Consider the following 21,705-nt stretch of genomic DNA (forward strand, 5'->3'; position numbering starts at 1 on the left):
CCGAATCGAAGATCGCGGAGTGTTGGATGTCTACGACATCCAGACCGAGAGCGGCGAGTATCTCTCTGCTGGCCTTCGTGTCCACAACTGTTTCATCCTGGCTGTGGACGACTCGATGGAGTCGATCCTGAACTGGGTACAAGGAAGAGGGCCGGATCTTCAAGGGCGGCTCTGGCGCCGGCCTGAACCTGTCCCGGATCCGCTCGTCCAAGGAGCTGCTCTCTTCCGGCGGCACCGCGTCGGGCCCGGTGTCGTTCATGCGCGGGGCGGACGCGAGTGCCGGCACCATCAAGTCCGGTGGCGCGACCCGCCGGGCGGCCAAGATGGTCGTCCTGGACGTGGACCACCCGGACATCGAGGAGTTCATCGACACCAAGGCGCGCGAGGAGGACAAGATCCGCGCGCTGCGGGACGCCGGCTTCGACATGGAGCTCGGTGGCCGGGACATCACCAGCGTCCAGTACCAGAATGCCAACAACTCGGTCCGGGTGTCGGACGAGTTCATGACGGCCGTCCAGGACAGTGGCGACTTCGCCCTGCGCGCCCGTACGGACGGCCGGGTGATCGAGAAAATCGACGCGAAGGGTCTGTTCGCCAAGATGGCGAAGGCCGCGTGGGAATGCGCCGACCCGGGCATCCAGTACGACGACACCATCAACGACTGGCACACCAACCCCGAGACCGGTCGGATCACCGCGTCCAACCCGTGCTCGGAATATATGAGCCTGGACAACTCGTCGTGCAACCTGGCGTCGCTGAACCTGATGAAATTCCTGCAGAGTGACGGGACTTTCGACACCCAGCGGTTCGTACGGGCGGTCGAGTTCGTCATCACCGCGATGGATATTTCCATCTGCTTCGCGGATTTCCCGACCGAGGCGATTGGTGAGACCACCCGCGACTACCGCCAGCTCGGCATCGGCTATGCGAACCTCGGCGCGCTTTTGATGGCCACCGCGCACGGCTACGAGTCCGACGGCGGTCGCGCGCTGGCCGCCGCCATCACGTCGCTGATGACCGGTACGGCGTACCGGCGCTCAGCCGAGCTCGCCGGGATTGTCGGGCCGTACAACGGATATGCCCGCAACGCGGAGGGTCACCAGCGCGTCATGCGCAAGCACGCGGCGGCCAACGACGACGCGGTTCGGCCCTTTGGCGGTGACGACACCCAGATCCTGCGCGAGGCCACCCGCCAATGGCAGCAGGGCCTGAAGGTCGGTGCGGTCAACGGCTGGCGCAACGCGCAGGCCAGCGTGCTCGCGCCGACCGGCACCATCGGCTTCATGATGGATTGCGACACCACCGGCGTGGAGCCCGACTTCTCGTTGGTGAAGTTCAAGAAACTCTCCACTGGCGGCTCGATGCAGATCGTCAACCAGACACTGCAGCGGGCCCTGGAGGTGCTCGGCTACCAACAGGAGTCGATCGAGGCCATCGTCGAATATGTGGCGGAGAACGGTCACGTCGTCGACGCGCCCGGTCTGCGCACCGAGCATTACGAGATTTTTCGACTGCGCGGTGGGAAAGCGGGCCATCTCGCCGATGGGTCACGTGCGGATGATGGCGGCCGTGCAGCCGTTCATTTCCGGCGCCATTTCCAAAACGGTGAACATGCCGGAGACGGCCACCGTTGCGGAAATCGAGAACATTTACTTCCAGGGCTGGAAACTCGGCATCAAGGCGCTGGCGATCTACCGTGACAACTGCAAGGTCGGGCAGCCGTTGTCCGATGCCAAGGCCAAAAAGGCCGAGGCGCCGGTGGTTGTCGAGGAGTCGTCCGAGCACCGGGCCGTGCGCAAGCGGCTGCCGAAGAAGCGTTCGTCGCAGACGATCTCCTTCTCGGTCGGTGGCGCCGAGGGTTATATGACCTCGTCGTCGTATCCGGACAACGGTCTCGGCGAGGTTTTCCTCAAGCTGGGCAAGCAGGGATCGACGCTCGCCGGAGTGCTGGACGCCTTCTCGGTGGCGATTTCGGTGGCCATCCAGTACGGCGTACCGTTGGAGACTTTCGTTGAGAAGTTCACCAACATGCGGTTCGAGCCGGCCGGCATGACCGACGACCCGGACATCCGGATCGCCAACTCGGTGATGGACTACATCTTCCGCCGGCTGGCGCTGGACTACCTGCCGTACGACAAGCGTGCCGACCTGAGCATCTTCACGGCCGCCGAGCGTACGCAGCAGTTGGATGCTGCCAGCACCGCCGCGGCTCCGGTCGCGGACACCGACGTCGACTTGGAGGGACTCGCCCAGTCCGCTCCGGTCAGCGCCCCAGTCGGTGCGATTCAGGAAGCGCCCCGCAGCGTCGGGTCGACCGCCGAGCTTTTGGAGGTCGTCCAAGGAAAGTCCGCCGACGCGCCACTGTGCATGACCTGCGGGACGAAAATGCGCCCCGCCGGCTCCTGCTTCGTGTGTGAAGGCTGCGGTTCGACAAGCGGCTGCAGCTGAGCTGATGGCGGCAGTGCCTGCCGCGCGCATCGACTTGCCGTCGACGGGGTGTCCAAAGAGCGGGCACCCCGGCGCCGGCAGTCGGTCGGCCTGACGGCCGACGCGGCGGTGGTTGAGTTTCGGCCGCAGGTGGTGGGGTGATTCCGCGGAATCACCCCACCACCTGCGTGTATTTAGAGGTGCCTTAGTACGACGCCGAGGATTCGGTTTGTTGCTACGTAGCCGAAGTGTCGGGAGTCGGTGGAGTGGCTGGCGTTGTCGCCGAGTACGACCAGCTGTGCCGGTGGCACGTGTTCCTCGTGGATGTGGTGTTGCGTTTCCTGGGGGACCGGATCGCCGGGCACGGCGGCGACGCGTTTGAGGATCCAGTGCGGTGGGCCGGCCGATCTCTGATCGGCGAAGACCACGACCTGTCCGACGCCGATCGCGCTCTTTCGCCGTAACAGCAGGCGATCGCCGTGCTCGTACGCGGGGCTCATGCTTTCGCCGCGCACGGTGATCACCGAGTATTGACCGCGCAACCAGAAAACTCCGCCAATGATCAACACGAGCAGCGCAGCTGCCGCGATCATGACGTCACCGCCAGATAACCTTCGGCCTGCAGGTTGAACAACCGCGCATAGTCGCCATCGGCGGCCAACAGTTCGCAGTGCGTGCCCTGCTCGGCGATCAGACCGTCGACGAGGAGCGATGTGGTCGGCGCCGCGGATCGTACCGAGCCGATGGGAAATCAGCAGGCTCGTACGACCCGCTCGGATCTCCCGCAGCCGCGAGTGCACCTCGTGCTCGGCCTCAGCGTCCAGACCCGCGCTCGGCTCGTCCAGGATCACCAGGTCGCGGTCCTCGCGCAGAAATGCTCTGGCCAACGCGACCCGCTGCCACTGGCCGCCGGAGAGCACCACACCGGGGTCCCTGTCCACATCGGACTGGCTGCGAAAAGCCCTGGTCAACAACGTGTCGTAGCCGCGTGGCAAGGCCGCGATCGCGTCGTGCACACCGGCCCGTCGAGCCGCGAGTTCGATGCGGTCGGGATCGGCGATCGCCGACAGGTCGCCGATCGCGATATTGTCGCTCGCGCTGAAGTCGTACGCCACGAAGTCCTGAAAAACGGCCCCCATCCGGGTGCGCAACTCGCCGACCGGGATATCCCGGATATCGACTCCGTCCCACCGGATCTCGCCTCGAGTCGGATCGTAGAAGCGGCACAGCAGCTTCACGATCGTGCTTTTGCCGCCGCCGTTGCGACCCACCAGCGCGACGGTCGACTGGTGCGGCAGGAAAAGATTCACGCCGCGCAGCACCCAGGGATGTGCGTCGGAATAGCGAAACCAGACGTCTCGCAGCTCAATTCCCTTGCGCAACGCCGAAATCTCGCCCGGTTGGGACGGCTCTGGCAAGTCCGGCCCTGCCGATATCACCGCGTCGAAATGCTCGAACAGCAAAACCTGCTGGCGCACCCGGGCGGCGGCGCTGACCATTGCGCTGGTGGCGGACTGTACAGCCGCGGTCGCCGCGACAAACAGCGAGACATCGCCGACCGTGAGCTCCCCTGCGCCGGCGGCCATCAGGGCCCACACCAGACCGGTGCCGGCGATCGTACCGGCGAGCGCGATCAACCCGCCGTGGTGGACCAGCTCTTTCCGGTCCATGTCGCGACTGGTGGCGTTGCCGCGTCGGGCTTCGGTGATCATCCGTCCGCGCAACAGCGGGCCGAGCCCGAACAGTCGGATTTCCTTGGCCGCGGAGGCCATGCTCAGCATGCTCGCGTAGAACAGCTCGCGTCGCTGGATCGGCGTGAGCGTCAGTATCATTTCGGTACGCTGCTTGGCCAATCGCAGTTCGACCAGGAGAGCGGGTGCGGCCGCGGCCAGTACGACGAAGGTGAACCACGGGCTGATGATGATCGCGAGCGCGCCGACAAAACCGATCAGCGTCACACCGCCGCGCCCGACCACGAGTACCGAGTCGATCAGCTGACCCGGGCTCGTCGCGCTCTGTTCGGCCAGCCGCAAGCGGTCCAGAAACTCTGGATCCTCGAATCGTGACAGGCCGGTGAAACGTTCCACGGCCGCGAAAAGCGTGTCCTTGGCGCGCAGCCCCGCGCGGCGATCCAGCTCCGCGCGTAAATACTGGCCGAACTGCGGGTTGAGCGCGCCAACCAGTCCCCAGACCGCGATGCCGGTCGCCGCTGCGAGCAGCAGGCCAACCGGGCCTGGGGACACCAGTCGGTCCAGCGCCAGCTTGGTCAACCATGCCACGACCACCGAGGTAAGCCCGCCGAGGGCGGTCAACACGACATAGGCCACGAGGTGCCAGGGAGCCGACCGCCAGACCAGACCGGTCACCCGGAACGCGGTTCTCACACCAAGGCCGGCAGCCGGGAGAAGTTCGACGCGACCGAGGTGACCGTGCCATCCACGACCACACAGGACATTGGAAACGCTTGTACGTCAAACGCCTCGCGTACCCCCGAGGAAGAGCGATCCAGCGCAACTCTGGTGACCTTTTCCAGCGCCGCGGTGAAATCGGCGCCGTCGGAAAAGGTGGTATCGACCACGACAAGGACTCGCTCGCGGTTTCGCGCACCGGCCCACGCCACCAGGTCAGGCAGGTCCGTACGACAGGTTTCGCATTCAGGGGAGACGAAAACCACGGCCGTCGTACCCACGAACGATATCGGCTCACCGTCCCACTGTGGACGCCGTGAACTCCCGGACCGGCTGGCCGACGACAGGAGCTTTCGCAGTGCCGCCGTTCTCGCTGACGAGGCGCTCGAGCGTCTCGGTGTGCTCTCGCAGCCTCCGGATCACCCCAAAGGTCAACACCAAGTCGAGCAGGCACAACGCACCGACCAGGATCCCGATCGCGATCAATACGGCCATTAGTTCCGCCTCGTCAGAAGATGCCGGAGTGGGACAAGCGGCTGGTAGCGCTGACGCCGAAGGCCGGTACGACCCCGACCGTCAGTCGAACGTTTGGCCGCGACACCTCATCGCGCGCGTCTGGCGCACGCGATGAGGTATCGCGGCTAGGACCGTACAACTAACACCGGTCCTCACTGAGCTGACAATCCCCGCAGCGGGTGTCGTGCAGTTCGTCCCCCACAGCTCGTACGCCTGGACGAGATACATGTGCGTGCCAAAGCCGCAGCCGCACTTGCGTCGCGTGCACACCACCGCGTCGGCGGTCATCGGGGGGAACGACGCGTTCGAGCATCCGATCGCTCAGCCGCCCGATCCGTTCCTTGATTGTTGCCACCATGCCACCAGCTCTCTTTGTCGAGGTGCTGTGCTGAGCCCGAGCCCGCCGGCGGCGTGCCGGGATGGAGACAGCGCGAAATGTAGCCGCCGGCCGTTGGCAGTGCAATGCGCGTACGCCCAACCAAGGGAAGTTTCCGCGATCTTTGAGAAGACATGCCGGAAGGGTGGAGCTTTCCAAAGAAACATGCAAAACTGCCAAGTTTAGCGTTAAAATCAGGCGGCGAAATACTCGCCGACAGTGGTCCGTGCTCGCGGCGATCCGCGAGGCGGCGCAACGTAAGTACGTCACGTACTTGACGTACGTAGTGATGTGGTGCAGGCTTGGGGTTCACCGAATCCTGGAGGCGCCACGGTGAACGCGATTCACTACGACAGCTACTCGGATGCGCGGTCGCATTTGAAGGACCTGTTGGACGCCGCCGAGCGGGGGCGGCCGGCGACGGTGCGGCGTGAGTCCGCGCTGGCGGCGGTGGTTGATGCGGGGCGGATGCAGCATTTCCTGGTGTCCGTGGTGCCCGCTCGTGCCCAGGTCGTGGCGGAGGCGGATGGCTGGTCGGTGTTCCTGCCGGGCGTGCCGGTGGCGGCTGATGGCGGCACCTTCGATGAAGCGATCATGGAGATGGTCGACTCTCTGCGTGAGTATGCGGACGATTGGCAGGACCATCTCCTGGACGTCGCCAACCACCGGGAAAACTGGGGTTTGGTGCAGCTGATCAGCCTCAGTGACGACCAGCAGCTACGGGACTGGCTGGTGTCCGCGTCATCGTGACCAGCTGGCCGACGCCGAGTCGGGCGGACCATGAGCGGTCCTGCCGAACCGAAGGGTGGCGGCGGATCCGGGACGCGCGCGGGCGGGCCGGAACGCATCACGTGACGTACGAGCTGGATCTTCCGGACGGGCGGGTGCTGCGTACGCGCATTTCACACCCGCCGGATCGCAGCGCGTATGGGCCGAGCCTGTGGGGGCACTGTGGGGGCACATTCTGCGCGACCAGCTGCACGTCGATGAGACGCAGTTCTGGGCGTGTGCGCGGGACGGCGCAAGACCGGATCGTGGCATGCCCAAGCCGCCGGCGCAGGCGTTGCCGGCGGAGCTGGTGCACCTGCTGGTGCACAGGGCGGGCGTGGACGAGCGAGAGATCGCCCAGATGACGCTGGAGCAGGCGATGGAGCGTGTGAACCGCTATTGGGCCGAAGGCGGCTGACGCCAGCGATCCAGGACCTGGTCGATGGTGTCGCGGATGCGGTCGCGGGCGTCTTCTCGTGGGACGCCGGCCATCAGCAACGTGTCGTAGTCGGTGTTCTCGTGACGTACGGACGCGATGACGGCCAGCGTGATCGCCTGGTGGCCCAGTGCCCGTCCGGCCGCGCTGCGGCCGACCCGGCCGCTGCCGCGAGTGCCGGCGTGCAGGGCGATGGCGTCGGCGCGGGGCGCAGGCATCCTGGGAAGAGCCGGCCGATCTCGGCGGCGAACTTCGCCTGGAACTCCACGTCCTGGCCGACGCGGCGCACTCGGTCGCGTTCGCGGCGGCGCTCACGCGCGTCCTCGTCGGCGAGGCATTGTTCCTCGGCGGCTTCCAACGCCGGCTCCTCGACCAGGATGCCCTGGCGTTCGTACCGCTTGCGGGAGCGGCTGAAACGTACGACCACGGCCGACAGCACGCTGGCTTTCTTCGCCCGCCTGGTCAGCGCCGCGTCGCCGGACGGCAGGAACGCCAGGTGGTCCATGTCCGCGCAGGTGAGGCAGAGTGGCCCCGGACCATCCATGATCAGCAGGTCGCCGGTGCCCGTACAGGTCCCGCATTCCCAGTCTTTGAGCGGCATGATCACCAGCAGGTCCGGCGCTTTGTTCTGTTTCGCCGTCAGCTGCTCCTGCTTGGCCTCGCTGAGGTCCGGGGAATTCCAATGGACGCGGAAGATCCGGTCGGTGTCGGCCGTGCCGTGCCGTCGGCGACGAACCGCAGCTCGCGACGGTCACGAGTGGCCGCGACATAGGACGCCTCGGTGGCGATCAGGTTTTTGCCGATGGCCCATTCCCGCAGATATTCCAGCGCCGCCGCGAGTTTGTCGGGGCTGGTGGAGACCATCTCGGTGAAGAAGTCGATCCGACCGGCGCGCCAGGCGTCGATTTGGTTTCCCGAAGCCCAGCCCATCGCGTTCAGCACCTCAATCGGTGCCACGTACTTCTGCCGCTCCAGCGCGGTTTCGGCGGCGGCGACCACCCGGCTCCGCACTTTCGCGTTGCTCATCGCGATATTCCTCGAACCATCCGTCAAACGATAGTGGGCGCGGTTTCGGTCAGCCGAAGCAGTGCCGCGTGATCCGAACTTCCAGGCGTGGCGCGGTAAACGACGAGCCGATGGTGGCAGGTGCCGGAGATGTCCAGCACTCGGTACGCCAGCCGAAGCCGGCCAGCGACCGGATGGGCGAACTCCTTCGCCTGTGCTGTGCCGCGGTCGTACGTCCCGCCGGTCCCAGCGCTTGGCGAATTCTTCGCTGTCGGTCCGCAACCGGCTGACGAAATCGAGCAGCTGCGGGTCGTCCGGCCGGTGTCCGATGGTGGCCCGCAGATGCGCGACGGTGTCGTCGGCGACCTCCGTCCAGTCAGTGAGCAACCTGCGGGCGGCCGGATGGCAGAACACCCACCGAATATTGTTCGGGCGTGTTTCGCCGGGCTGAAAATGGCCGAGGAACAGGGCGGCCGCGGTCGGGTTCCAGGCGAGCACGTCGCTGACCCGGTCGATGACGTACGCGGCCGCGGGTGCCGCGATCATCTCCACTGCCTCTTCGGCAGCCTGGATCATGGCGGGGGTCGGCGTGGTCGGGTAGCGGTTGACGCCGGCGTCAACCAGCAGGTGCACGTGCGTTTTTTTTCGTCCTCGGTCAGCCGTAGAGCCCGTGCCAGCGCGTCCAGGACGCTCGTCGAGGGCGGCCCGCCGCGGCCTGTTCCAGCCGTACGTAATAGCCGACGCTGATGCCCGCGAGGTCCGCCAGCTCCTCGCGGCGCAAGCCCGCCGTCTTGCGCGCTTGGGCCGGCAGCCCGACGGCGGTGGGCTCCAACCTGGAGCGTCGATCCCGCAGGAAGGCACCCAGCTCGCGTAGCCGACCGTCCATCCGCGCTCGTCTCCCTTCGCCGTCGTCACCGCCAGTTTATTCCGCGCCGGGTGACCATGGCATGGTCACCCAGAACGCTGTCCAGGCTGGTCAGGGCCGACAACGATAGTGGTCATGGCACAGACTTTGATTCCCACCGTCGAAAAGCGCTCCGGTGTGCGGGCGTTGGTGGTCGCCGCGCTCGGTTTTTTCGTGCTGACCCTCGATACCCAGATTGTGACCGTCGCCATGCCGGTGATCGGGCATGAACTGCACGGCGGCATCAACGCCTTGCAGTGGGTGGCGACCGGCTACACGCTGATGCTCGCCGCGCTGTTGCTGTCCGCCGGCTCGATGTCCGATCGGCTTGGCGCGAGCCGGACCGTCGAGATTGGCCTCATCGCCTTCACGCTCGCCTCGGCAGCTGGTGGGCTCGCGCCCGGTCTCGGCGTACTGATCGGCGCCCGTTTCGTGCAGGGAGCGGCGGCCGCGGCGATCCTGCCGGCGTCGCTTTCGCTCGTACGACAGGCATTCCCGGACACGGCGGCACGGACCCGGGCGATCGCCAGCTGGACCGCGGCTGGCGGTGCCGCGATGGCGGCCGGTCCGCTGGTTGGCGGGCTGCTCACCAGCACGCTCGGTTGGCGGTGGGTTTTCTTCGTGAACGTACCGATTGGGATCGTCGGTCTGGTTCTTTTGGCTCGTATGCCCCGATCCCTGCCACGCCGTGTGCCTTTCGACCTGCCGGGGCAGATTTCCGTCGTGGTGGCGGTGGCCGCGGTCACCTACGCGGTCATTCAAGGTGGCCGGGCCGGTCTCGTCGCACTCGCTGTTTTCGTGGCTGCGGCGGTGTGTTTTTTCGTGGTCTCGCAAAGCCGGTCTGCGCATCCGATGGTGCCACCGCAGCTCTTTCGGTCGGCCGCGGTGACGGTCACCACGGCCACCGGGATGGCACTCAACTTCGGTTTCTATGGTGTGGTTTTCCTGATGGCGCTGTATTTCGAGCAGCTTCGTGGGCTCTCGTCGCTGGTCACGGGTTTGATGTTCCTGCCGATGACCGCGTTGATCACCGTGGTCAACCTGCTGGCTGGCCGGTTGACCGGCCGCTACGGGCCACGGCTCCCGATGCTGGTCGGCCAGGCCCTGTTGTTCGCCGGTATGCTGGGCCTGCTCGCATTGGACGTCGGCAGCTCGTTTTGGCTGCAGGTGGTGGTTCTGCTGCCCTTCGGCCTCGGCGGCGGGCTGGCCGTACCGGCACTTACCGCGGCGCTGATGGGGTCGGTCGACGCCGACCGGGCCGGGATGGCTTCGGGCGTACTCAATGCCGGCCGCCAGTTCGGCGGTGCTTTAGGCGTGGCTGTCTTCGGTACGCTCGCGGCCGGCGATTTCATTGCGGGGCTGCATCTTTTTCTGCTGTGCTGGGGGCTGTCTTGTTGGTGATCACTGGGACCGTCACGACGATTTTCCTTCGCCCGCGCTAACAGAATTCGTCGAAGGCCGGGCAGCCGCGCGGGACAACCCACTGTCCGGTGCTGGTTTTGCGGTAACGCGAAAGACAAGTGGCCGGGTCGACATCGACAGCGTGCCGTACCAGCGGCCACCGGCGCGGCTCGTTCGGGACCGAGGTGAGCACCGGGGTGCTGGCGCACAGCAGGCGACTGCCCTCCGGGTCGGTCACCACCACGTCCAGGACTCGCAACCGATGGTCGGCGGCCGCCTGGAGCAGCGCGTAGACCCACCCGATGTCACACCGCTCCGGAGCCACCGAATTGCGCTCCACCAGCAGTGACAGCCAGCTGTTGGCGCGCTGCCTGGGCCGGGTGGCGACCAGTTGTGCGACCAACGGCTCGATCGGGCTGCCGGTGGCGGCGTCGCCGAGGCAGTACGGCGCGGGCGCGAGCCTGGCCATCCAGAGCGCCGGCATTCGGGCGTCCGCGAGGATGGCGGTCACCGCACAACCGGACCGGAGCCAGTCCGGCGGACCGAGCAAACGGTTGACCAGATCCCCGGCAGACTTCAGTGCTGGTGGCATCCAATGGGGTGGCCGGTCTTCGTACAGATGAGAATCGCTTATCGACATGTAGAGAACTGTGGCCTATTCGGGTGCGGCGGCGCTGCGGTTATCCACAGGATTTCCCTGAAAGGAGGCGCCTTAGCACATTGAAAGTGATTTTCGCGGGTATCCCCAGTGCGTCTTTTCGTCCACAGATCTGCGTCGCGTCCATTCCAGCCGGCCACCGCGACGCAATGCTGGTGGCATGAATTCCTTCCGCCAGCGATCACTCGCCGGGCAACGCGCCGACAGCGCCCTGGAGTCAGGTGCCCGCATCCGGCTCCGCGGGCCTGGCGCGATGGCCGCCGCGATGCCATACATGCTGGGTTTCCACCCGTCCGAGAGCCTGGTCGGATTCGGCCTCGCCGCGGACCGCCGCCGAGTGCGGCTGACCGCGCGGATCGATCTGCAGCGCCCGCCTTTCCGACAGGAGGCGGCGACCCTCGCCGCCTACCTGAAGGAAGCCGAGGCGGTCGAGGTCGTGTTGCTGGTGGTCTCCGAGCTGCCGTTGTCGATTGTGCGCCGGGCCGCCGGCGCGGCCCGCGCGGCGGCCCGGCGAGCCGGCCTCACGGTGTCCGAGGTGATCCATGTTTACGATGCCAGGTGGAGGTCGCTGAGCTGCCGCAACGCGGCCTGCTGTCCACCCGGCGGCCGGCAGATCGATGAGGAAGCCGCGGCTGGCTATGCCGCCGAGTTGGCCGCCCTCGGTCGTGCGGTGTTGCCGGACCGGGCCGCCGTGCAGGCATCGGTCTCGTACCAGCCGTCCGCCGAGGTGGTGGAGGTGCGCGCGGCGTACGAGGCGGCTCGGGAAGCGCAGACGAACCTCGCGACCAGCACCACCATCGAAGCCATGGTGGACGCCGGTGAGCGGATCTTCGGAGCCGCCGTGGTGGCCCGCCGTGACGGCCCACGAGAACTGACCGCCGCCGAGGTCGGCGAGCTCGGCGCCGCTCTCGCGGTGGTAACAGTCCGCGACCGCGCTCTGCGTTGGACCATCAGCCCCCTCGCGGATGCCGCCGAGAGCATCTGGCGCCAGCTCGTCCACCGCCTCCCGCCGCCGCTCGCCGCACCCCCGGCCACCCTGCTGGCCATCTGGGCGTATGCGGAAGGAGACGGCACTCTGGCCAAGGTCAGCCTGGAACGAGCACTAGCCGAGGACCCCGACTACGGAATGGCCCAGCTCGTCGACGAGATCCTTGCCCGCGCCATCGCGCCCAGCGAATTCTCCGCCACCATCCGGCAGGCATGGTTCAGCGAGCTGCGCTTCAAACGCACCCAAGCCGCGGCCAAGGAGGCTCCAGTGACTACCTAACCGACTCAGCAGCACCCGGCCCGGCCTGCGACCGGTACGCCGCCCGACGCGATCGCAGCGCGCCGCGCGACGGCCCGTGCTGCACAGTGGCCCGTGCCGCACGGAAACCCGTGCGCCGCACCGAGCCGCCTGCTGCCGGTCACGCAACGAAGAGGGGGAGGGTGGGGGTGGGGGAAGGCCCCGGCAGGTCGGATCGAAGGTGGCGGCAACGTGGTCGAGATCGTCTCGCACAGCTGGGACGCTGGCCCTTCGCGAACTCGACGTTTTCGCTGCCGCCGCCGATTGCCACCACTAAAACGTCAAACTCGCGGTGTTAACGCTGGACGTGGGTCGTGAATCACCTCGACCGCGGGACAAAATCCCACATTCGACGTCGACTGCGGGACATTGTCCCGCACTCGCCGACCAACACCACAGCATCGTCACGCTCAGCACCGACAGGCGGCCCAACTCGGCACTCTCGGTCACCGAACGTTGGGGGATCCGCGAATGTAACGAAACTGCGCGGATCCGTCCGTTTTGTCCGCCGTTTCGTTACATTCGCCGAGCGCCGAGCGCCGAGCGCCGAGCGCCGAGCGCCGAGCGCCGAGCGATCTGTTTTCGCTGGTAAAGCGCTACAAGGCAACAAATGACGAAATGTTGCTATGTTGTTAAGGCGCTTTGTCCGTTCTGTGGGTGCATCGGCGGATGGGATTTGCGATAGTGCGTCCACCTACATCCTATGGTGAGGGAGAACGTATGAATCTCTTGCGCACGAAGACGATCGAACAGTCGATCGCGGACACCGACGAGCCGGACACCAAGCTTCGCAAGAGTTTGAGCGCGCTGGATCTGACAGTCTTCGGTGTCGCCGTGATGATCGGGGCCGGCATCTTCATCCTCACCGGCCGGGCGGCGGCGACCACGTCCGGTCCGGCGATCGTCATTTCCTTCGTCCTCGCCGCCATCGCCTGTGGGTTCGCCGGGCTCTGTTACGCCGAATTCGCGTCGACGGTGCCGGTCGCCGGCAGCGCGTACACGTATTCGTACGCGACGCTGGGCGAGTTCGTCGCCTGGATCATCGGCTGGGATCTGGCGCTGGAGCTGGCGCTCGGCGCGGCCACCGTGGCCAAGGGCTGGTCGAGCTATCTGCTCAACACACTGCAAGGCTTCGGGATCCCGGTGCCGACCTGGTTCGCCGGCTCTGACGCGAAAGTCGACTTCGGCGCGTTCATCCTGGTGGCCGCGCTCACCGCGTTGCTGGCGGTCGGTACGAAGCTGTCCAGCCGGGTGTCGCTGGTGATCACCTCGATCAAGGTGGTCGTGGTGTTGTTGGTGATCGTCGCCGGCGTTTTCTACATCAACGGCGCCAACTACGTGCCGTTCGTGCCGCCCGCGCAGGCGGCGAGTGCCGGTGGTGGCGGCTTGCTCGACAGCACGCTGATCCAGGCGGTGTTCGGCGGCATCGGTACGTCGTACGGCCTGTTCGGTATTTTCGCTGGCGCCTCGCTGGTGTTCTTCGCGTTCATCGGGTTCGACGTGGTCGCGACCGCGGCGGAGGAGACTCGCAATCCGCAGCGGGACGTGCCGCGCGGTATTCTCGGGTCACTCGTGATTTGTACGATCCTGTATTGCGCGGTCTCGATGGTGATCACCGGTATGCAGAAATACAGCCAGATCAACCCGAAATCGGCCGCGCCGCTCGCTGACGCGTTCAAGGCGCACGGCGTGCAATGGACATCGCAGATCATTTCGTTCGGCGCGCTTTGTGGTCTGACGACCGTGGTCATGGTGTTGCTGCTCGGCCAGTCGCGGGTGTTGTTCGCGATGAGCCGCGACAACTTGCTGCCGCGCGCTTTTGGGAAAACCAACCGGAAAAACCAACACCCCGGTCTACATCACCGTCACCACTGGCGCGGTGGTCGCGCTGCTCGCCGCCTTCGTGCAAATCGGTGCACTGGAGGAAATGGTGAACATCGGAACGTTGTTCGCGTTCATTTGGTGGTGTCGGCTGGCGTTTGGGTGCTGCGCAGGAAACGGCCCGACCTGCCGCGCAAGTTCAAGGTGAAGGCGGTGCCGGTGGTCGCGACCCTCGCGATCGTTTTCTGTGTGTGGCTGATGCTCAACCTCAGTGTGGTGACCTGGCTGCGGTTCATCATCTGGATGGTGATCGGTCTGGGCTTCTACTTCGCGTACGGGGCCTGGAAATCACGCCTCGCGGTCGAAGAGAAGAAAGCCAGACAACAGAACTGAAGCAAAAGAAACCGCCAGCGGTGCTGGCGGTTTCTTTTTGCTCGTACGAAGAATCAGGCAGCTCCGACGAACACCAGGTTCGCCACCTCTCGGGGCAACTGCACGGACTGCTCGCCGTTCACCACCTGCATGCCGCCGTCGATCCGGGACACCGTGATCGTCGCGCCCGGCGCCACCCCGGCACTGTGCAGGGTTTCCATCATCCGCTCGTCGGCCTGCAGCAGCTCGGAGATCCGCCGCACCACCACCGGGTTCTGATCCCGCACCGCGTCCAGGCTGACCGCCGGTTCCTCGTCGTCCGCGCCGGTGGCGAGCTCGTCCAGCTCGTCCAGCCCGGGGATCCGGTTCCCATACGGCGACACCTTCGGCCGGCCGAGCATCTCGTACACCTTGCGCTCGACCGCGTCGCTCATCACGTGTTCCCACCGGCAGGCCTCGCTGTGCGCGGCCTCATATTCCAGCCCGATGACGTTCACCAGCAAAAGCTCGGCGAGTCGGTGCTTGCGCATCACCGAGATGGCACGCCGGCGGCCCTCGTCGGTCAACTCCAGGTGCCGGTCACCGGAAACGCGGACAAGTCCGTCGCGCTCCATCCGGGCCACCGTTTGGCTTACAGTCGGGCCACTTTGATGCAAACGCTCGGCAATCCTCGCCCGCAGCGGCGTGATGCCCTCTTCCTCGAGGTCGAGGACAGTGCGCAAATACATCTCAGTGGTGTCAATTAGGTCGTTCACAGTTGCCTCCTCCCGCCCTGAGAAGCCTACTCTCACCACCGTCGTCAACACTTGAGCCATGGCACCCTCACCGATCACCACTGTCGCCGACTTGCGTGCCGCGCTCGACACGCCCGCCCCGCTGCGGCTGCTGGACATCCGATGGCACCTCAGCGGACCGCAGGGCCGTCCCGAGTACGACGCCGGGCACATTCCGGGTGCTGTTTTCGTCGACCTCGAAACCGTCTTCTCCGGCCAAAGCGGTGGCGGCCGGCACCCCTTGCCGGATGCTGAGACGCTGCAGGCGGGTCTGCGAGCCGCCGGCGTAAGCGCTGAGGTGCCGGTCATCTGTTACGACTCCGGTGACACGCTGGCGCGCGGCGCGCGCGTGGTGGGTCTTGCGCTGGGCCGGTCTCACCAACGTGACCGTGCTGGACGGCGGCTGGGCGGCCTGGCTTGCCGCGGGTGGCCCGGTGAGTACGGACGAGCCGCGGGTCGAGGCCTCTGACCTGGTCGTACGTACGGCGCCATGCCATTGGTCGACGCTGACGGCGCGGTCCACGCTGAGCTCCTTATGGACGTACGAGCGCACAACCGCTACACCGGCGAGGTGGAGCCTTTCGACCGGGTCGGTGGGCACATCCCGGGCGCGGTCAACGTGCCCGGCGGCGATGACTTCGACGAATCTGGCCGGTTCCTCGCGGCTGACCAACTGGCCAACCGGTACGCCGACGCGGGCGTGGACGCCGACCGCGAGGTGGTTGTTTCGTGCGGCTCCGGCATCACCGCCGCTCGTACGATCCTCGCCATCGAGGCCGCCGGGCTGCCCGTCCCGACGCCCGCGCTGTACGCCGGCTCGTACAGCGACTGGTCGTCGGACCCCTCCCGTCCCATCGCCACCGGCCCCCAGTCGTAACCCTCCGGAGTCGCCCGTTTGCCGCATCGACGCGATGCGTGCCTCAGGCGCACGTATCGCGTCGATGCGGACAAGGCTGGGTGGCTGAGGGCGACGGGTGGGCGGTGAGATGGTGGGTGGCCGGGCGGCGTGATGGGATAGCGGCATGCAGACCGCGCTGGTGTGGGATCCGGCCCTGCTCGGCTACAACCTCGGCGAGCATCCGTTGGATCCGGTGCGGGTGGAGCTCACTATCGCGCTGGCTCGGGAGCTTGGCGTGCTCGACCGCGACGGCGTCGAGCTGGTGGTGCCGGCGCCGGCACCCGAGGAAGCACTGCTCAGGGTGCATTCCGCAGAGTATTTGACGGCTGTCCAGACGGCGCCGCACGACCCGTTCTGGTCCGGGTTCGGCCTGAACACGCCCGACAACCCGACCTTTGACCACATGCACGAGGCGTCCAGCCTGGTCTGCGGCGGCAGCATCGCCGCGGTCGAGGCCGTCTGGTCGGGGCGTACGCAGCGGGCCGCGAACATCGCTGGCGGCCTGCACCACGCGATGCGCTCGTCGGCGTCCGGTTTCTGCGTCTATAACGACGTGGCCGTGGCGATCGCGCGCCTGCTGGACATGGGCGCGGAGCGGCTCGCGTACGTCGACCTCGACGTGCACCACGGCGACGGCGTGCAGGCCGCGTTCTACGACGATCCGCGGGTGATGACGATCAGCCTGCATGAGACGCCGCTCGCGCTGTTCCCCGGCACCGGTTTCTCCGAGGAGATCGGTACGAGCGGAGCCGAAGGCACGGCGGTGAACGTGCCGCTCCCGCCTGGCGCCGGCGACGCCGAATGGTTGCGCGCGTTTCACGCCGTCGTGCCGAGCCTGCTGCGTGCGTACCAGCCGCAGCTCCTGCTGACCCAGTGCGGCTGCGACACGCATGCCGTGGACCCGCTGGCCGATCTCCGGCTAAGCGTTGATGGGCAACGTGCTTCCTATCTGGCGCTGGAAAAACTGGCCGAGGAACTGACCGGCGGCCGGTGGGTGTGTTTCGGCGGCGGTGGGTACGGCGTCGTCAGTGTCGTCCCGCGCGCGTGGACCCACCTGCTCGCCACCCTGACCGGCCAGCCGCTGACGTGACCATCGAGACGCCAGACCGGTGGCGGGCCTTCGCCGCCGAGCGTCGCCCGTCCGCCCGCGTTCCGCTGGCCATGACCGACGGTGGCAACACCGAGTTCACGCCGTGGCAGCGTGGCGGGGATAGCGTGGACCGTGCGGTTCTCGCGACCCGCCGAGCCGTGTTCCCGCTGCACGGCCTGGACCCGGACGATCCGAGAGACTGAGAAAGCACATGTCCACTCAGGACGGTTATCCCGAACATCGCGCGGCCGACGTCCTGCTTTCCGACGGCGGCACTGTCCACATCAGACCGATCCGGGCAACCGACGCGGACCAGGTCGTCGCGCTGCATTCCCGGTTCAGCGAACGGACCCGCTACCTGCGGTATTTCTCGCCGTATCCGCGGATTCCGGAGCGCGACCTGAAGCGTTTCGTGACCGTCGACCACGTGGACCGGGAGGCTTTCGTGGTCGAGCTCGGTGACGAGCTGATCGCGATCGGCCGGTTCGACCGGATCTCCGCGCGGACGAGGCCGAGGTCGCCTTCGTGGTCGAGGACACCCATCAGGGCCGCGGCATCGGTTCGGTGCTGCTGGAACATCTGGCCGCCGCCGCCGAGGAAAGTCACATCCGCCGGTTCGTCGCCGAGGTGCTGCCGACGAACCACACGATGATGCGGGTTTTCAGCGACGCGGGTTACACGGTGGCGCGGTCGTACGACGACGGCGTCGTCCATCTTGAGTGGGACATCGTGGAAACACCGCAGTCGGTGGGCGTCCTGCGGCGACGCGAACAGCGTTCCGAGTCGGCCTCGATCGCCCGGCTGCTGTCGCCGCGGTCGGTGGCGGTGATCGGCGCGAGCTCCACCGAGGCGGTGGCCGGCCGGGTGCTGCTCGACAACCTGCGCGAGGCCGGCTTCGGTGGCCCGGTCTACGCGGTGAACCCGCATCGCAGCGAGATTGCCGGCATGGTCTCTTTTCCCACTGTGACGGACATTCCCGGTGGTGTCGACCTCGCGGTCGTGGCGTGGCGGTGCCAGCGGCCGCGGTGGCCGAGGTCGTACGCCAGTGCGGCCGGGCCGGCGTCCGTGGCCTGGTCATCGTTTCCGGTGGTTTCGGGGAAACCGGGCCGCACGGCCGACAGGCCGAGCGGGAGCTGGTCCTTTCCGCGCGTTCCCACGGCATGCGCGTGGTCGGGCCCAACTGTCTGGGCATTCTCAACACCGATCCGGACGTACGACTCAATGCCTCGCTGGCGCCGACGCTGCCCTTACGCGGCAGGATCGGGTTTTTCTGCCAGTCCGGCGCGCTCGGCATCGCGCTGCTGGACCAGGCCGAGCAGCGTGGCATCGGACTGTCCACTGTGGTCAGTGCGGGCAACCGCGCGGACGTGTCCGGCAACGACCTGATGCAGTTCTGGATCGACGACCCGAGCACCGACGTGGTGCTGCTCTACCTGGAATCTTTCGGTAACCCGCGAAAATTCGCCAGAGTGGCCCGACGACTGGCCCGCCGCAAGCCGGTGGTGGCAGTGAAGAGCTCGACCCCCCGCCACCGTCGCTGGCCGGCCGCGGCCCGACGGTCGGCGAACGCGGTGTCGAGGCACTTTTCGCCCAGTCCGGGGTGATCCGGGTGACCACGGTGTCCCAGCAGTTCGACGTGGCGCAGATTTTGGCGTACCAGCCGCTGCCGACCGGTCGTACGGTCGCGATCGTCGGCAACTCGGCAGCGCTGGGCGTGCTGGCCGCCGACGCGTGTGCCGCGGTTTCGTTGCGGGTAGCCCAAGGATCGCCGATCGATATCGGGCCGGACGCCTCCGCCGACGACTTCGCGGTGGCCCTGCGGTCCGCTGTCGACGATCCGCAAGTGCATGCCCTGGTCGCGGTGTTCGTGCCGGCGATCGCCACTTCCGCTGAGGCGTACGCCCGGGTGCTGCGGGGAACCGTGGGAGATTGCGGAAAACCGGTCGTCTCCACTTTCCTGGCCGCGGGGGGGGTGCCGGAGCGGCTGCGTCAGCGCGGCGAGGCCGGCTACACCGACCGCGGCTCGGTGCCGTCGTATCCGTCGCCGGAGGAAGCCGTGCACGCGCTCGGCCTGGTGGCCAACTACGCGGACTGGCGGCGGGCCCCGGTCGGGTCGCTGCCGGACCGGTCCGATGTGGACACTGCCGGCGCTCGGGTGGTGGTGCGGAAATGGGATGCTCGGCACCGGCTTTCCGAGCATCCGGACGGCAAACAGATCGATGACCAGGCGGCAGCGGAGCTGCTGGCCGCGTACCGGATCGGGGTGCTGCCGTCGATTCGCTGCGGCACCCTGGACGAAGTGCTGGCGGCGGCCGATTCGGTCGGTTACCCGGTGGTCCTCAAAGCCGCCGACGACGAGTTGCGGCATCGCATCGATTTGGGCACGGTACGGCTGGATATCGGCGGGCCGGGCGAGCTTTCCGCCGCGTACGGCCGCGTACGAGACGTGTTGTCCGCGTCCGGCTCAGATTCCGCGGTGCTCGTCCAGACCATGGTCGACCCCGGGGGTGGCTTGCGTGGTCGAGGTCGCAGACGACCCGTCTTTTGGTCTGGTGCTGGGATTCGGCCTCGCCGGCGTGGCCACCGAGCTGCTCGGCGACATGGCCTGGCGGGCCATTCCAGTGACCGACGTGGACGCCGCCGATCTGGTACGCGCGCCACTGGCCGCGCCGATGTTGCTCGGCCACCGCGGGGCCACGCCGGCCGATGTGGACGCACTCGCCGACCTGCTGCTTCGGCTGGGCATGCTGGCCGACGACGTACCGGAAATCCGGCACCTGGCACTGCGCCCAGTGTTGGCCCGTGCGCACGGTTTCGCCGTCCTGCACGCGACCGTACGACTCGGCCCGCCGGTATCGCGCCCGGACCACGGCCCCCGCCGGCTCCTTCTGTAACTCAGAGAGCGGCGAGCGCCTCGACCTCGACCCGAAAGCCCGGATGCACCAGGCCGCTGACCTGGACGAGCGAGCTGGCCGGGGGAGTGTCAACGGTGATGTGTTTGTCCCGTACAGCACGGAAAATCGGCAGGTCGGCGAGGTCCGTCAGAAAGACGGTCAGCTTCACCACGTCCGCCATCGTCGCGCCCGCGGCGGCCAGCGCGGTCTCCAGATTGGTGAACACCTGCTCGATCTGTGCCGCCGGATCGTCCGGTCCCACGAGCACACCATCGGCGTCCAGCGGGACCTGGCCCGAAATGACCACCGTCTGTCCTTTGTAGACGACCGCGTGACTGTAGCCATTGACCGGCGGCAGCCCAGCCGGTCGAAGCAGATGGTGGCGCATTTCGTGGATTCCTTCCGCAACGGTGATTGGTCAGTCGCCGATGGCGGCGAGGACCTGGTCGAGGTTGTGTTCGATCGCGTCCACGGTCAGCTGCGCGGCGGCCAGCGGGGCAAACTCGCCTCGCATCCGTTCCACATGGTCCCATCCCACCTCTTCATCCCTTCACCATAATTCGCCCTCCCCCGGACGTCCGCAACGCTCCTTTGCTTGCGCCACACGCAAGTAAAGGGGCGTTGCGAACAATGCGGAGGTTCAGCTGGCGAAGGCGCGGAGCCGGTCGCAACGTGAGGGGTCGCGGAGCTTGCTCATGCAGGACTTCTCGATCTGCCGGATCCGCTCGCGGGACAGGCCGAACTCGCGGCCGATTTCCTCCAGCGTACGAGTGCGGCCGTCGCTGAGCCCGAACCGCAGCACCACCACGTCCCGTTCGCGCTGGGTGAGCGACTCCAGCACGCTCTGGACTTCGGTTTTCAGCAGCCCGTAAGACATTCCCTCGCCGGGCAGGTACGGGTCATGGTCGGCGATGAAGTCGCCGAGCAGGGTCTCGCCGTCGTCACCGACGGTCTGGTCCAGGCTGACCGGCTCCCGGTCGTAGCCGAGCAGTTCCACCACCCGGGCCGGATCCAGCTCGAGTTTCGCGGCGATCTCAGCGATGGTCGCCTCCCGGCCGAATGCGACCGACAGCTCGCGGCGGGCCCGTACCAGTCGGTTGACCTGCTCGACAAGGTGGACGGGCAGCCGGATCGTCCGGGACTGGTCCGCCATCGCCCGGGTGATCGCCTGCCGGATCCACCAGGTCGCGTACGTGGAGAACTTGAATCCCTTGGCGTAGTCGAATTTCTCCACCGCCCGGATCAGCCCCAGGTTGCCTTCCTGGATCAGGTCCAGCAGCGCCATCCCGCGGCCGGTGTAGCGCTTGGCGATGCTCACCACCAGCCGCAGGTTGGCTTCCAGCAGCCGCCGCTTGGCGGCCTCGCCGTCCCGGACCACGGTCCGCAGGTCGGCGGTCAGTTGCTTGTCCTCTATGTCCTGCCCCGAAACCAGCCGCTCGTCGGCGTACAGCCCGGCCTCGATCGCCTTGGCCAGTTCGACCTCTTCGGCCGCGGTCAGCAGTTTGGTGCGACCGATGCCGTTCAGGTACGTACGAACCAGGTCGGTCGAGATAGTGGCCTCGGTGTCCTGCCAGGTCTCCACCAGTTGGAGTGCCACAGTCCTTCGCCTCCTCAAAAACGCCGCCCCGTTCGGCGATGTTGAGGTGACTCTGCTCCTGCGGGCGTGAAGCGGC

21 protein-coding genes and 7 pseudogenes are annotated in these 21,705 nt (G+C 66.8%); 17 read left to right on the forward strand and 11 right to left on the reverse strand.

The window, feature by feature from the left end; translation table 11 throughout:
• Window positions 1-197: 197 nt before the first annotated feature.
• Window positions 198-1,451, forward strand: a pseudogene (locus GNX96_RS51475) (adenosylcobalamin-dependent ribonucleoside-diphosphate reductase); the annotation flags it as partial.
• Window positions 1,444-2,448, forward strand: a complete 1,005-nt coding sequence (locus GNX96_RS51480; protein ID WP_390623996.1) for a TSCPD domain-containing protein — start codon at window positions 1,444-1,446, stop codon at window positions 2,446-2,448. The pseudogene GNX96_RS51475 and the gene GNX96_RS51480, both read left to right, overlap by 8 nt.
• Window positions 2,449-2,621: 173 nt before the next feature.
• Here the strand turns inward: GNX96_RS51480 and GNX96_RS13370 are convergent, their stop codons facing one another.
• Genes GNX96_RS13370 through GNX96_RS13380 form a run of 3 tightly spaced genes read right to left on the reverse strand, consistent with a single transcriptional unit; the run spans window position 2,622 to window position 5,330 of the window.
• The gene (locus GNX96_RS13370) at window positions 2,622-4,793 is read right to left on the reverse strand and encodes an ATP-binding cassette domain-containing protein (RefSeq protein ID WP_279580240.1); all 2,172 of its coding nucleotides are present in this window, start codon (window positions 4,791-4,793) and stop codon (window positions 2,622-2,624) included.
• A gap of 14 nt (window positions 4,794-4,807) precedes the next feature.
• Window positions 4,808-5,116, reverse strand: a complete 309-nt coding sequence (locus GNX96_RS13375; RefSeq protein WP_163568335.1) for a thioredoxin domain-containing protein — start codon at window positions 5,114-5,116, stop codon at window positions 4,808-4,810.
• Between the two features lie 13 nt (window positions 5,117-5,129).
• The gene (locus tag GNX96_RS13380; protein ID WP_163568336.1) at window positions 5,130-5,330 is read right to left on the reverse strand and encodes a hypothetical protein; all 201 of its coding nucleotides are present in this window, start codon (window positions 5,328-5,330) and stop codon (window positions 5,130-5,132) included.
• Window positions 5,331-6,060: 730 nt separating this feature from the next.
• Between GNX96_RS13380 and GNX96_RS13385 the strand changes: the two genes are divergently transcribed.
• Both GNX96_RS13385 and GNX96_RS51485 read left to right on the forward strand, forming a co-directional pair.
• Window positions 6,061-6,477 carry a prevent-host-death protein gene (locus tag GNX96_RS13385; RefSeq protein ID WP_163568337.1) on the forward strand — a complete coding sequence of 139 codons (417 nt, stop codon included), beginning with the start codon at window positions 6,061-6,063 and terminating at the stop codon, window positions 6,475-6,477.
• A gap of 190 nt (window positions 6,478-6,667) precedes the next feature.
• Window positions 6,668-6,913 (forward strand): hypothetical protein, encoded by a 246-nt coding sequence (locus GNX96_RS51485; protein ID WP_279580241.1) that lies wholly within the window; start codon window positions 6,668-6,670, stop codon window positions 6,911-6,913.
• Here the strand turns inward: GNX96_RS51485 and GNX96_RS51490 are convergent.
• From GNX96_RS51490 to GNX96_RS13405, 4 genes and pseudogenes are all read right to left on the reverse strand, one after another.
• Window positions 6,892-7,149 carry a DUF2293 domain-containing protein gene (locus GNX96_RS51490; RefSeq protein WP_279580242.1) on the reverse strand — a complete coding sequence of 86 codons (258 nt, stop codon included), beginning with the start codon at window positions 7,147-7,149 and terminating at the stop codon, window positions 6,892-6,894. The genes GNX96_RS51485 and GNX96_RS51490 overlap by 22 nt on opposite strands.
• 831 nt (window positions 7,150-7,980) lie before the next feature.
• Window positions 7,981-8,097 (reverse strand): hypothetical protein, encoded by a 117-nt coding sequence (locus GNX96_RS63395; RefSeq protein ID WP_390624005.1) that lies wholly within the window; start codon window positions 8,095-8,097, stop codon window positions 7,981-7,983.
• A gap of 64 nt (window positions 8,098-8,161) precedes the next feature.
• Window positions 8,162-8,512, reverse strand: a pseudogene (locus GNX96_RS63400) (MmyB family transcriptional regulator); the annotation flags it as partial.
• Between the two features lie 79 nt (window positions 8,513-8,591).
• A complete protein-coding gene (locus tag GNX96_RS13405; protein WP_279580244.1) occupies window positions 8,592-8,822 on the reverse strand; it encodes a helix-turn-helix transcriptional regulator in 231 nt (76 codons plus the stop codon).
• 114 nt (window positions 8,823-8,936) lie between these two features.
• Here GNX96_RS13405 and GNX96_RS13410 point away from each other — a divergent pair, with 114 nt between their 5' ends.
• Entirely contained in the window at window positions 8,937-10,241 is a 1,305-nt protein-coding gene (locus tag GNX96_RS13410) for an MFS transporter (protein WP_163568338.1), read from the forward strand.
• A 37-nt stretch (window positions 10,242-10,278) separates the two neighbouring features.
• On the opposite strand, the gene GNX96_RS13415 is transcribed toward GNX96_RS13410, so the two are convergent.
• The gene (locus tag GNX96_RS13415; protein WP_279580245.1) at window positions 10,279-10,791 is read right to left on the reverse strand and encodes a hypothetical protein; all 513 of its coding nucleotides are present in this window, start codon (window positions 10,789-10,791) and stop codon (window positions 10,279-10,281) included.
• Window positions 10,792-11,059: 268 nt separating this feature from the next.
• Here GNX96_RS13415 and GNX96_RS13420 point away from each other — a divergent pair, with 268 nt between their 5' ends.
• Together GNX96_RS13420 and GNX96_RS13425 are read left to right on the forward strand one after the other, a co-directional pair.
• Window positions 11,060-12,166 (forward strand): DUF4192 domain-containing protein, encoded by a 1,107-nt coding sequence (locus GNX96_RS13420; protein WP_163568340.1) that lies wholly within the window; start codon window positions 11,060-11,062, stop codon window positions 12,164-12,166.
• Between the two features lie 738 nt (window positions 12,167-12,904).
• Window positions 12,905-14,398 (forward strand): annotated as a pseudogene (locus GNX96_RS13425) (amino acid permease).
• A 53-nt stretch (window positions 14,399-14,451) separates the two neighbouring features.
• On the opposite strand, the gene GNX96_RS13430 reads toward GNX96_RS13425, so the two are convergent.
• Window positions 14,452-15,132: a metal-dependent transcriptional regulator gene (locus tag GNX96_RS13430; protein WP_279580247.1), complete on the reverse strand. Its 681-nt coding sequence runs from the start codon at window positions 15,130-15,132 to the stop codon at window positions 14,452-14,454.
• Window positions 15,133-15,190: 58 nt separating this feature from the next.
• Here GNX96_RS13430 and GNX96_RS63405 point away from each other — a divergent pair.
• From GNX96_RS63405 to GNX96_RS51530, 10 genes and pseudogenes are all read left to right on the forward strand, one after another.
• A pseudogene (locus GNX96_RS63405) lies at window positions 15,191-15,295 on the forward strand (hypothetical protein); the annotation flags it as partial.
• 178 nt (window positions 15,296-15,473) lie between these two features.
• A pseudogene (locus tag GNX96_RS63410) lies at window positions 15,474-15,527 on the forward strand (hypothetical protein); the annotation flags it as partial.
• A gap of 113 nt (window positions 15,528-15,640) precedes the next feature.
• Complete coding sequence (locus GNX96_RS51505; RefSeq protein ID WP_279580249.1) at window positions 15,641-16,027, forward strand: sulfurtransferase; 387 nt, start codon at window positions 15,641-15,643, stop codon at window positions 16,025-16,027.
• 145 nt (window positions 16,028-16,172) lie between these two features.
• Entirely contained in the window at window positions 16,173-17,138 is a 966-nt protein-coding gene (locus GNX96_RS13440; RefSeq protein ID WP_313885657.1) for an acetoin utilization protein AcuC, read from the forward strand.
• Window positions 17,135-17,341 (forward strand): hypothetical protein, encoded by a 207-nt coding sequence (locus GNX96_RS61095; protein WP_313885658.1) that lies wholly within the window; start codon window positions 17,135-17,137, stop codon window positions 17,339-17,341. The genes GNX96_RS13440 and GNX96_RS61095 overlap by 4 nt, the downstream gene beginning before the upstream one ends.
• An 8-nt stretch (window positions 17,342-17,349) precedes the next feature.
• Entirely contained in the window at window positions 17,350-17,790 is a 441-nt protein-coding gene (locus GNX96_RS51510) for a GNAT family N-acetyltransferase (RefSeq protein ID WP_279580250.1), read from the forward strand.
• Window positions 17,703-18,077: pseudogene (locus GNX96_RS51515) on the forward strand (CoA-binding protein); the annotation flags it as partial. The gene GNX96_RS51510 and the pseudogene GNX96_RS51515, both read left to right, overlap by 88 nt.
• A gap of 65 nt (window positions 18,078-18,142) precedes the next feature.
• Window positions 18,143-18,742, forward strand: coding sequence for a CoA-binding protein (locus GNX96_RS51520; protein WP_279580283.1), 600 nt, complete (start codon window positions 18,143-18,145; stop codon window positions 18,740-18,742).
• Window positions 18,743-19,401: 659 nt separating this feature from the next.
• Window positions 19,402-19,572, forward strand: a pseudogene (locus GNX96_RS51525) (acetate--CoA ligase family protein); the annotation flags it as partial.
• 118 nt (window positions 19,573-19,690) lie between these two features.
• On the forward strand, window positions 19,691-20,032 hold the full coding sequence (locus GNX96_RS51530) for an acetate--CoA ligase family protein (protein ID WP_279580284.1): 342 nt from the start codon (window positions 19,691-19,693) through the stop codon (window positions 20,030-20,032).
• 1 nt (window position 20,033) lies between these two features.
• Here GNX96_RS51530 and GNX96_RS13450 read toward each other — a convergent pair whose 3' ends face one another.
• Window positions 20,034-20,420, reverse strand: coding sequence for a RidA family protein (locus tag GNX96_RS13450; RefSeq protein WP_163568342.1), 387 nt, complete (start codon window positions 20,418-20,420; stop codon window positions 20,034-20,036).
• 252 nt (window positions 20,421-20,672) lie between these two features.
• Window positions 20,673-21,629 (reverse strand): RNA polymerase sigma factor SigB, encoded by a 957-nt coding sequence (sigB, locus tag GNX96_RS13455; protein ID WP_279580251.1) that lies wholly within the window; start codon window positions 21,627-21,629, stop codon window positions 20,673-20,675.
• Window positions 21,630-21,705 lie beyond the last annotated feature (76 nt).

The organism is Fodinicola feengrottensis (genome assembly GCF_010993775.1).
Taxonomy (GTDB): Bacteria; Actinomycetota; Actinomycetes; order Mycobacteriales; family HKI-0501; genus Fodinicola; species Fodinicola feengrottensis.